Below are 10,326 nucleotides of genomic sequence, written 5' to 3' on the forward strand. Positions count from 1 at the left end.
CGCAAGGACTACGGCATCAACTGGAACATGGCCCTCGAAGGCGGCGGACTCACCCTCGGCGACGACGTCACCATCAACCTCGAACTGCAGCTGGTCCTCCAGCCCTGACTTCGCCGGGGTGCAGGCCCGCGCGATCCGCCGGCCCGCACCCCTCGTCCATCTCCAAGAAACGCACGGGAGACCGCGGCGCGGGACGTCCGAACTGAACCGCCTCGGTTCCTCGACTGCGGATCGTCCTGGTGCCGGCTCCGGTCTTCGCCTGGCCCTGGGTCTCGACTCCCCGGCCGTCGGCGCGGACCGCGTCGGCGCGGACGCGCACGGCGCCGCGCCGAGGTCGACCGCGTCTCACTGCAGCCCGCGCGCGCTTGACCGATTCGGCATCCGGAGTCGCGCCTTCCGAGCGCCACGGGCCTGGACGGAGCCGTCGAACTCAGGAGCCCGAAGGCGCCTCGGGGGCTCACGACCCGCCGACGGCATCGGCCGATGCGCGCCGTGCCTCGAGGTTCTGGACGTACATCCGGAACGAGCGTTCCAGGTCGAACCCTGGGTTCAAGAGGAACTGGATCTCCAGCCCGTCCATCGCCGCGAGCAGGCACTCGGCCTCGTTGTCGATCTCATCCTTCGACATCGTGTTGAACGATCCTTCCTTCACCCCTTCGGCGAGCAGGGAACGCAGGTGGGCGAGGGTCGATATGTACCGGTCCACCATGAAGTCGTGGGCGGGGTGCTCGGGGAAGGCGGCGGTCTCGGCGGCCATCGTGATGTAGAGCTCGAGGAACCCTCGGTGCTCCATGTGGAATGCCATGAGCCGCCCGAAGCCCTCGAGACGGTCCTTGCCTTTCGCCTCGGCGCCGATCACGTCCTCGGTCAGGAAGGCCCAGTGCTGCAGCACCGCGATGAGCAGCTGCTCCTTCGAGCCGAACAGCTTGGTGATCGCTCCCGCGGTAAGGCCTACGGTGTCCGCGACCTGCTGAAGCGTGCCGCCCTTGTAGCCGTATCGTCCGAAGACGTCGACCGCGGCGGCGACGATCTTCGCGCGACTCTGGATCCCGGTCCGGTAAGGGCCACGTTGTTTGACCTTCGGCACCTGCTCACCATATGGAAGCGACGGGCGCCGATCGATGTCGGTCACGCGCGAGCCGACGCCGCGACCCGCAGGATGCGCCGCTCCATCTCACTCACGATCTCGCGAGGATCGAGGTCGGTGACGATACTGTGCGGTCCCGCGGGATCGGAGGCGAAGTCGACGCGCCCCTCATCGGGACCGCTTGGGACCACCGAGATGTGACCGCGAGCGAGAGTGAACAGCTCGGGGGCGACACCGAGCAGCACTGCGACGACGTCGTGGGGCACGCTCGGCCTCCCTCCGGAGAACTCCTGGTACTGCTCCACCTCCGCGGCCAGCAGAGCACCGAGCTCACCGCGGCCGGCCAGGTCGTCGAGGAACTGCGGTCGCACGTGCACTCGCTCGGTCTGCTCGATGCCCACGACCAGGGTCTGCGTATCGGCTGCGAAGACCGCCGCGGCGGACGCCGCGTCGGACCGCAGGTTGTGCTCGGTACCTCCGGAGGCGAAGTCGCCACCCATGAGCACCAGCCGCTGGAGGCCCTGGTGCGGGCCCAGGACGGCCTGGGCGACATTGGTCAGCGGCCCGATCCCGATCACCGTCGGGACGCCGGCGAGCGTCTCCCCCGCATCCATCCCCTCGTCCACCGCTTCACTCGTGAGATCGCCGAGCAATCTGCCCTCGTGCCCTGCCCACCACACCTCACGGCCGGATGCAGGCGCGCTGAGCCCTGGGACGATGGGGACGTGCGGGGCTCCGGCGATCCGCAGCACCTTGGCGACCATGCGCGCTCGGTGGAGGGTGTCGCCGTAGACGGTGGTGACGGCGGCGAGTTCGAGCTCGGGAGAGCCGAGGATGGTCGCCAGCGCCAGGAGGTCATCGACGTCGGTGCCGATGTCCGTGTCGAGCGCGACCCGCATCGCGACGGCCTCGTTCACGATCAGCCCTTCAAGCCGCTCATCGCGATGCCCTGCACGAACTGCCGTTGGAACACGGCGAAGACGACCACCATCGGCAGGGTCGCGATCACGGAGCCCGCGAGCAGGACGCTCCACGACGTCTGGTTCTTCATGACGAACATCGCGAGCCCGAGCGGCGCGGTGAACTTGTTCGGGTCGGAGATGATGATGAGCGGCCAGAGGAAGTCCTCCCACGCGGCCATGAACGTGAAGATCGCGGTCGCGGCGAGCACCGGCCGGCACAGCGGCAGGACGACCTGGGCGTAGATCCTGAACTCCGAGGCACCGTCGATGCGGGCGGCATCGAGCAGCTCGTCCGGGATGGACGTCATGTACTGCCGGAGCAGGAAGATTCCGAATGCGCTCACGCAGCCGGGCAGGATGAGCCCTTCGTACGAGTCGAGCATGCCGTGGCCGCCCGCACCGAACAGGTCGTTGCCGCCGAACAGCGGCACGTGCTGGAGGATCAGGTAGTTCGGGATCATCGTGACCTGGGGCGGCACCATCATCGTCGCGAGGAACAGCAGGAAGATCGCGCTTCGTCCCGGGAACCGTCGCTTCGCGAAGACGTACGCCGCGAGCGAGTTGCAGAACAGCTGCAGCACGGTGACGGAGATCGACACGAACGCGCTGTTGAGGAACCAGACGCCCGCCTGCGCGCCGCCCGCACCGAAGAACTGCCGGTAGCCGTCGAGGGTCGGGTGCGCGGGGATCCATTGCGGGGGCCACGAGAAGATGTCGCTCACCGGCTGGAACGACGCGCTCAGCAGCCAGACGAACGGAGCGACGAAGAGGAGTCCGAACGGGATCAGGATCACGTAGACGACGGCCAGCCGGGTGCGGTGGCTCCAGGTGCGTCGGCTGCGGCCACGCGGGTCGGGGGTCCGGCCGGCGTCGACCTGCACGGGATCGAGGACGGGCACTGCGGTCATTGATCGGCCTTCTTGTAGAGCCACAGCTGGATCGCTGTGAAGACGAGCGTCATCGCGAACAGGACGAACGAGAGGGTGCTGGCGTAGCCCATCTGGTAGAACTTGAACGCCGCCTGGTAGATGAAGAACACCATCGTGGTGGTGCGGTCGACCGGTCCCCCGTTGGTCATCACGTAGATCTGCGTGAAGACCTGCAGCGAGCCGATGATGCCGATCACGAGCAGGAACAGGGTGGTGGGCCGCAGCTGGGGCACTGTGATGTTCCGGAAGCGGGCGATGCCGCCGGCCCCGTCCATCTTCGCCGCCTCGTACAGCTCCTCCGGTACGGCCTGCAGCGCCGCCAGGTACACGACCATCGAGAAACCGATGCCCGCCCACACCGTCATCAGCACGACGGCCGGCATGGCCAGGTTCTGGTCGGACAGCCAGTGCAACGGCTGCGTGATCAGGTGGGCCTTCAGGAGGTAGAAGTTGAACAGCCCGTAGTCCCCGTTGTAGAGCCACTTCCACACGATCGCGATAACGATGAAGGGCGTCACCTGCGGCAGGAAGAACATGGTCCGGAACAGGCCCCGCAGCCGGATGCCCTGGTTGAGCAGCAACGCGATCAGCAGGCCGATGATCATGCTGAGCGGCACGGACGCGCCGGTGAAGTAGAAGGTGTTGATGATCGACTGCTGGAAGTCGGTGTCGGTCATCATCCGGCTGTAGTTCTGCAACCCGACGAACGGCTTGTCCGGGTTGATGATGTCCCACTCATGGAACGTCAGGTAGAAGGCGAACAGCAGCGCGAAGAGCGTGAAGATCGAGAACACGATCAGGCCGGGCGCGAGGAACAGGTAGGCGCTCCACTCGCGCCGAGCGGATCGCCAAGGCGATCGGGCCGGCCCGCTCGACCGCGCGGCGCCGGATCTCCGTCGCCGACGGACCGGCGTTCCCGCCGCCCGCGGACCGCTCTGCGGCTCGTCCATCGCCGGTGGCGGCGCTGCTTCCACGGACATGCACACCTCGTTCATCGGAAATGAAGGGTCTCGATGGGAGGCCCGGAACGCGTTGGCGGTGGGAGAGGAGACGCGGTCGCCTCCCCCACCGCCCCCGGTCATTGCTGGAGGATGCTGGAGGCCTTCTGGGCTGCCCCGTCCAGCGCCTGCTTCGGCGAGAGGTTCCCGTAGATCGCCTTGCCGAGCTGGTCCGACAGCGCGGTCTCCATCTGCGGCCAGTTCTTGTTCGCCTGGATGTTCGCCACGCCGTACTTCATCTGCTGCGCGAAGCCCTCCATGTAGGGCTTGCTCGTGTTGGACTTGAAGCCGCTCGAGTTCAGCAGCGAGTAGATCGTCGGCAGCTCGGTGCCGCCGGGGCTCTCATAGGTCCATCTCGCCATGTTGGCCGGCTTCGAGAGGAACTCGATCCACTTGTACGCGGCGTCCTTGTTCGGCGAGCCGCTGAATGCGACGAGCGCATCACTCGCGACGGTCGTGGCGCAGCCGTTCGGGCCGCAGGGCAGGGGCGCGACGTTCCACTTGCCGGTGATCTTCGGAGCCTCCTGCGAGATGGTCCCGGCGAACCAGGAGCCGGCCATGTACATGGCGACCTGGTTGTGCTCGAAGGCCACCCGCCCGTCCCACGAGTTGCTGTTCAGGTAGTCCGGCGGCGCGTAGCGCTTGAGTCCCACGTAGAAGTCGGCCGCCTTCTCGCCGGCGGCGGAGTCGAACTCGACCTTCGTGCCGTCCTTGGAGAGGACCTGCCCCCCGGCCTGCCACAGGTACGGATACCAGTAGTAGGCGGCCTCGGGCGCGAAGAGGGCGTACCCGTACTGCTTCTTCGCCGGGTCCGTCAGCTTCTGGGCGTCGGCCTGCAGCTCGTCCCAGGTCTTCGGTGGCGCTGTGATTCCGGCGGCCTTGAACATGTCGGTCCGGTAGAAGAGGCCGGTCGACTCCCCGTCGATCGGGAGGCCGTACATGCTGCCCTTGTAGGTGACGAACGTCTTGAACGCCTGCACGTAGTCCGCGGGCTTCACGACCTTGTCCCGAGCGATGTAGTCGTCGAGGTTCACGAGTGCCCCGCGGGTGGAGAAGCTCGCGACACTGCTGGCGTCGACGAATGCCGCGTCCGGAGGGTTGCCTCCGGCGATCTGCGTGGTCAGTTTCTGCGACATCGAGTCCGAGGGGATGTTCTCGAACTTCACCGTGATGTTCGGGTGCTCCTTCTGGAACTCCGTGCGGAGCGCCAGCATCGTCGGATCCGAACCGACCCACGATGCGAACGTGATCGTGACGGGCTTCTTCGGGTCCGGGACGGGCCCGGACGCGTGCGAACTACTCGTGGTCCCACTCGACCCCGCGCAAGCGGTCAGGCCGAGGGCGACCGCTGCGCCGAGCAGTGGAACCCATTTCCGATAGGCGTGTCTGGTCACCATGGCAGCTCCTTCGATGCTGTGCGTGAGCCGTCGGACGGGGAGGCCCGGGCGCGGCGGGGCAAAGGTATATCGCTCCTCACCTTTCGCGCAACGACCGACACGCCCGCATCCCGCAGACGATCCGGATGACGCGGCGCCCGGGCGGGGGCGCAGGCGGCGCGTCCGCTTTGACCAAAGGTGGTCGTCGATATACCTTTGCCGCGCACGAGGGGACGCCGCCCGGATGCGTCGAGCACGGGTCGGCGAGCGTCCCCCGTCAGGAGAGGAAAGAGGCCGAAGTGCGAGCTGCTGCCATCACCGCACGCGGGGTCGTCGATGTCCTCGACCAGCCGACGCCGGAGGCACGGGGCGACCTCGTGGTCGTGAAGATCCTCGTCACACCCATGTGCACGGAGTTCAAGCAGCGCCGAGACGGCGTGCTGTCGTCCGCGATCGGTCATGAGGCCGCCGGCATCGTGGTCGATGCGGGCGATTCCCGCCGGTTCGACGTGGGCGACCGCGTGGCGGTCATGCCGCACTACGGCTGCGGCCATTGCCGCGTCTGCACGTCGGGCGACTACATGCACTGCACCGACCAGCGCGACGTGCTCGCCGAGACCGGCCAGGCATACGGCACGGCCGGGTACGCGCAGTACGTCCTCAAACCCGATTGGCTGCTCATCCGCATCCCGGACGACGTGTCGATGAAGCACGGCGCGATGGCGTGCTGCGGCCTCGGTCCGAGCTTCGGCTCGGTCGAGCGGATGCATCTGGACGCGCTCGACACCTTCCTCGTGTCGGGCTGCGGACCTGTCGGGCTCGGAGCCGTGATCCACGGCGCAGTCCGGGATGCCCGGACCTTCGCCGTCGAGACGTCACCGTATCGGGCGGCGCTCGCGCGAAGGCTCGGCGCCGAAGTGGTCTTCGACCCCACCGAGGACGACGTGCCGGCCGAGGTCCGCGCCCTCACCGGCGGCCGCGGCGCGGACGCGGCCATCGAGACGAGCGGAGCGCCGTCGGCGCCGCGGTCCGTGGCGCTGTCGTTGCGCGCCCGAGGCCGGATGGCGATCGTCGCCTGGGCCGGCGACGTCGTGCTGCCGCCCGTCGTCCCGCTGGGTCTGGAGCTGTCAGGGGTGTGGCACTGGAACAGCCTCGCCCTGGAGGACGAGATGTGGGCGACGGTGCGGAAGGCCGGCCCGCTGCTCGACGAGTTCATCACGCACGTGCTCCCGCTCGAGGACGTGTCGGCGGCGATGGATCTGCAGGACGCCGGGGAGTGCGGGAAGATCCTGCTCCTCCCCCACGGCGAGTTCGACGACATCCCGGCCTGAGGCCGGAACTCACGATCGCAAGGGGAGACGGGTATGGACAGGATTTCCTTCAACGGCGCGAACGTCGTCGCCGAGCAGCTCGGCTGGAACATGACGAAGGGATGGAGCGAAGGCGACTCCGCCGCGAGCGCCTACTACGCGCCCATCGCCACCTTCGAGGAGCGCTTCGACGCCTTCGTCGCCAAGGTCGTGGCGAGCGGGTTCAACACGATCGACGTGTGGAGCGCCACGCTCGACTACCACTGGGCCACCGAGCCACATCTGGCTGCGGCGAGGCGCGTGCTGAACGAGCACGGTGTGGGCGTCGCGAGCTACGGCGGCGGCTTCGGGGACACGGCCGACGAGTTCCGGCGATCGAACGAGGTGATCCTCGGTCTCGGCTGCCGCATCCTCGGCGGGCGCACTCCGCTGCTCGAGTCCGACCGTGCGACGACGCTGTCGATCCTCGCGGAGTACGGCACGCTGCTCGCCTTGGAGAACCACCCTGAGCGCACCAGCCAAGAGCTCGCGGCGCAGATCGGCACGGATCAGGACGGTCTCATCGCCGCGACCGTGGACACCGGCTGGTTCGCGACGCAGGGCTTCGACGCGGCGCGGGCGCTGCGCGAGCTCGGTCCCGCGGTCGCCCATGTGCACCTGAAGGACATCCGCGCCGCCGGCGCGCACGACACCTGCGCCCTCGGCGACGGCATCGTCGACATCGCGGAATGCGTGGCGGCGCTCCGCGAGATCGGCTACGACGGCGTGATCAGCATCGAGCACGAGCCGGAGCACTACGACCCGTACGAGGAGGTCGTGCTGAGCCGCTCGCGCCTGCTCCATCTCCTCGCCGACCGCACCGAGCAGGTCTCGGCGTGACCGGCACCGCACCCGACTCTTCTCGAACGGAGCAGCAGATGACCCCGTCCACACTCGGGGTGGGGATCCTCGGCGCGGGTCCCGTGACCCAGGCCATCCACCTCCCCACCCTGGCCCGCCTCACCGACGTGTTCCACGTCGTTCGGGTGATGGACGTCGACCCCGCTGTCGCGGAGTCGGTCGCCGGACGGGTCGGCGCCGCCTGGACCGCCGACGTCGACGAGTTGCTCGCCGACGAGGAGGTGCAGATCGTGGTGATCTGCAGTCCTCATCAGTTCCACGCCGAGCAGGTCGTCGCCGCCTGCCGCGCCGGCAAGCGGGCGATCCTGTGCGAGAAGCCGTTCGCGATGTCGAAGGCGCAAGCCGAGGAGATCGCCACGGTCGCCGCGGAGACGAGGACGCCGATCATCGTCGGCGCGATGCACACCTTCGACCCGGGCTGGCTCGCCGCGAAGGCGCACTGGGACGATCTGATCACGACCTCCCACACCATCCGCTACTCGATCGTCCTGCCGCCCAATCCGCGGTTCGAGGACTTCGCCACGGAGGTGGCGACTCGGCCGCAGTGGCCTGCGGCCGATCGGAACGATCCGGACGTCGCCGCGGGGATGATCTACGGCGGGATCATGGGGCTCGCCATCCACGATCTGCCGCTCGTCAGGGCTTTCTGCCCCGACTTCACCGACGTGGAGGTGCTCTCGTGCACACTTCCCTACCCCGCGGGGTACCTGGTGAACCTGCGGGTCGGGCAGAAGGACGTGCAGGTGTCCGCCGTGAACTCCCACAGCTGGGAGCCCGAATGGACCGTCGAAGCCATCGGCGACAGCAGCGCCCTCCGGATCGACTTCAGCCCCTCCTATGTGCAGGCCGGCTCCGCTACTGCGGTCATCCGCCGGGGTTGGGAGTCGGAGGTCTACGGCCCCTACGCCTACAACGGCTACGAAGGCGAGTGGCGATTCCTCGCGGAGCTCGCTCGAGGGACCGCCGAGCCCCTCGACATCACGGAGCTCATCCACGACCTGACCTTCGCACTCGAGGTGGCCGACAAGTCCGCGGCCGCAGTGCGCGAGGCCACGGCAGCAGCGAACGAGAAGGTGATGGCATGACCGCACGACTCACGGTGTCGGCATCGTCGGATGCGGACAGCGAAGGACGGATCGGCCAGGCGCTCGCCGCTCTCCCGATGTCGCTGCACCCCGGTGGCGAGGACGCCGACCTGGTCGGCCTCGCCGGCGGGACGGACTGGGTCTCCGCGGCGGTCAGGGCGATCGACGCCGGGGCCCGAGGGGTGCTCGTCGTCGACCCCACGCCGGCGGAGGTGCGCGCGCTGCGAGGGAGCACGGTGCCGGTCGTGCTCGATGGCCGGTGGACCTACAACCCCGCCGTGCTCGACAGCGTCTCCGCGTTCACCGCGCGGAACGACGCGGAGAGCCTGATCGAGGTGCGTGCCGACGTGCCGGTCGGCTCGGACCTCGATCGGGTCCTGCTCAGCCAGCTCGCGCTCATCCGCACCGCGATCGCGCCTGTGGTGGAGCTCTCGTTCGACCGCTGCAACTCCCGCGGGTGGGACGCCCGCGGCACCTTGGAGAGCGGGGCCCGAGTGGCACTGGCCGCGATCCTCACGGACGCCCTCGAACCGGCGGCGTCCCTGCGGATCATCAAGCCGGACGACGCTGTGCGGCTCACGGTTCCCGACCCGGCGACCGCGAGGCCGGGGCATGTGGTGGTCTCCTCAGCCGGAGGCGCCACGCTGCTCGTGACCAAATGGGAATCGGCTCACCGGGTCGCCTGGCGCACGTTGCACCGGCTGGTGACGTCCGAGCAGCTGGGCACCGACCTGCTCGGCTTCGAGCACGACGTCGAACTCGTTCGGGGCGGCCGCACCGCCTTGAGCGCCGCCTGACCGAGAGGGCCCTCAGATGCACTATCTCCTGGCGACCGAACGCGGGGCCGTCGAGACACGCACGGGAGAGTCCGCGCCGCTCCCCCAGGACCACGTTCGCGTCGAGGTCGCCTTCGTCGGCATCTGCCACTCGGACATCGCCCGGGTGCGGGAGGGACAGGGCGCCTTCCCCGCGCGCATCGGCCATGAGGTGTCGGGCACGGTCACCGAGTCGGCGTGCGGCATCCCGGTCGGTAGCCGAGTGGTCGCCTATGTGGAGGACGGCTACGCCACGGAACTGATCGTGCCGGCGGCCCGGATCGTTCGATTGCACGACGACTGCAGCCTGCTCGACGGAGCGCTGGCCGAGCCCTTGGCCTGTGTGATCGGAGGCATCGAGATGCTCGACCTCGCCACGCCCCCCGAGGTCGCCTTGGTCGGCGCCGGCTTCATGGGGCTGATGGCGCTGCGCGTGCTCGTCGCCCGAGGCATACCGGTGACGGTCATCGAGCCGCGGGAGCGCAGCCGTTCGATCGCGGATGCATGGGGTGCGGCGCGGACCCTGGCCCCCGAGGCCGTTCCGGAGACCATGCGGCAGAACGTGCCGGTGGTCGTGGAGGCGACAGGAGGCGCGGGGGGGCTCAAGCTCGCGAGCGACCTCGTGCAGATCGCCGGGACGCTGGGGATCATGGGATACCACCAGTCGAACGGCGGCACGAGGACGGTGGAGATGGAGAGCTGGAACTTCCGCGCCCTCCGCGTGCTCAGCCTCCATCACCGCGACCCGGATGACGTCCTGCGCTGGATCGACCGGGCGCAGCGACTGGCGGCGAACGGCATCCTTCGCCCCAGCGAACTCGTCGACGTCACGGTGGGCTTCGAGGGGCTGCCTCAGGTGTTCGC

10 protein-coding genes are annotated in these 10,326 nt (G+C 68.5%); 5 read left to right on the top strand and 5 right to left on the bottom strand.

Going from position 1 to position 10,326, the window contains the following annotated elements; all coding sequences use genetic code 11:
• Positions 1–457: 457 nt before the first annotated feature.
• The 5 genes from JWQ92_RS02560 to JWQ92_RS02580 all read right to left on the bottom strand — a co-directional run bounded on the left by JWQ92_RS02560 (position 458) and on the right by JWQ92_RS02580 (position 5,373).
• Complete coding sequence (locus tag JWQ92_RS02560) at positions 458–1,132, bottom strand: TetR/AcrR family transcriptional regulator (RefSeq protein WP_297342889.1); 675 nt, start codon at positions 1,130–1,132, stop codon at positions 458–460.
• Positions 1,129–2,004 (bottom strand): nucleoside hydrolase, encoded by an 876-nt coding sequence (locus JWQ92_RS02565; protein WP_297342890.1) that lies wholly within the window; start codon positions 2,002–2,004, stop codon positions 1,129–1,131. Before JWQ92_RS02565 ends, JWQ92_RS02560 begins: the two co-directional genes overlap by 4 nt.
• A 2-nt stretch (positions 2,005–2,006) precedes the next feature.
• Positions 2,007–2,957: a carbohydrate ABC transporter permease gene (locus tag JWQ92_RS02570; RefSeq protein ID WP_297342891.1), complete on the bottom strand. Its 951-nt coding sequence runs from the start codon at positions 2,955–2,957 to the stop codon at positions 2,007–2,009.
• Positions 2,954–3,958, bottom strand: a complete 1,005-nt coding sequence (locus JWQ92_RS02575) for a carbohydrate ABC transporter permease (protein ID WP_297342892.1) — start codon at positions 3,956–3,958, stop codon at positions 2,954–2,956. The genes JWQ92_RS02570 and JWQ92_RS02575 overlap by 4 nt, the downstream gene beginning before the upstream one ends.
• A gap of 98 nt (positions 3,959–4,056) precedes the next feature.
• Positions 4,057–5,373 carry a sugar ABC transporter substrate-binding protein gene (locus JWQ92_RS02580; protein ID WP_297342893.1) on the bottom strand — a complete coding sequence of 439 codons (1,317 nt, stop codon included), beginning with the start codon at positions 5,371–5,373 and terminating at the stop codon, positions 4,057–4,059.
• 278 nt (positions 5,374–5,651) lie between these two features.
• Here JWQ92_RS02580 and JWQ92_RS02585 point away from each other — a divergent pair, with 278 nt between their 5' ends.
• The 5 genes from JWQ92_RS02585 to JWQ92_RS02605 form a co-directional block, all read left to right on the top strand.
• Positions 5,652–6,683, top strand: coding sequence for a zinc-binding dehydrogenase (locus tag JWQ92_RS02585; protein WP_297342894.1), 1,032 nt, complete (start codon positions 5,652–5,654; stop codon positions 6,681–6,683).
• 33 nt (positions 6,684–6,716) lie between these two features.
• The gene (locus tag JWQ92_RS02590) at positions 6,717–7,541 is read left to right on the top strand and encodes a sugar phosphate isomerase/epimerase (RefSeq protein ID WP_297342895.1); all 825 of its coding nucleotides are present in this window, start codon (positions 6,717–6,719) and stop codon (positions 7,539–7,541) included.
• A gap of 38 nt (positions 7,542–7,579) precedes the next feature.
• Positions 7,580–8,647: a Gfo/Idh/MocA family oxidoreductase gene (locus JWQ92_RS02595; protein WP_297342896.1), complete on the top strand. Its 1,068-nt coding sequence runs from the start codon at positions 7,580–7,582 to the stop codon at positions 8,645–8,647.
• A complete protein-coding gene (locus tag JWQ92_RS02600) occupies positions 8,644–9,444 on the top strand; it encodes a hypothetical protein (RefSeq protein WP_297342897.1) in 801 nt (266 codons plus the stop codon). The genes JWQ92_RS02595 and JWQ92_RS02600 overlap by 4 nt, the downstream gene beginning before the upstream one ends.
• Before the next feature lie 16 nt (positions 9,445–9,460).
• A partial coding sequence (locus tag JWQ92_RS02605) for an alcohol dehydrogenase catalytic domain-containing protein (protein ID WP_297342898.1) occupies positions 9,461–10,326 on the top strand: 866 nt, incomplete at its 3' end.

The organism is Amnibacterium sp. (assembly GCF_025463795.1).
In the GTDB taxonomy this organism is placed as follows: domain Bacteria; phylum Actinomycetota; class Actinomycetes; order Actinomycetales; family Microbacteriaceae; genus Amnibacterium.

What these genes read in the sequence shown, in the direction of transcription:
- JWQ92_RS02570 (WP_297342891.1), bottom strand. Translation starts at nt 2,957, where the DNA reads ATGACCGCAGTGCCCGTCCTCGATCCCGTGCAGGTCGACGCCGGCCGG.
- JWQ92_RS02575 (WP_297342892.1), bottom strand. Translation starts at nt 3,958, where the DNA reads ATGTCCGTGGAAGCAGCGCCGCCACCGGCGATGGACGAGCCGCAGAGC.
- JWQ92_RS02580 (WP_297342893.1), bottom strand. Translation starts at nt 5,373, where the DNA reads ATGGTGACCAGACACGCCTATCGGAAATGGGTTCCACTGCTCGGCGCA.
- JWQ92_RS02590 (WP_297342895.1), top strand. Translation starts at nt 6,717, where the DNA reads ATGGACAGGATTTCCTTCAACGGCGCGAACGTCGTCGCCGAGCAGCTC.
- JWQ92_RS02595 (WP_297342896.1), top strand. Translation starts at nt 7,580, where the DNA reads ATGACCCCGTCCACACTCGGGGTGGGGATCCTCGGCGCGGGTCCCGTG.
- JWQ92_RS02600 (WP_297342897.1), top strand. Translation starts at nt 8,644, where the DNA reads ATGACCGCACGACTCACGGTGTCGGCATCGTCGGATGCGGACAGCGAA.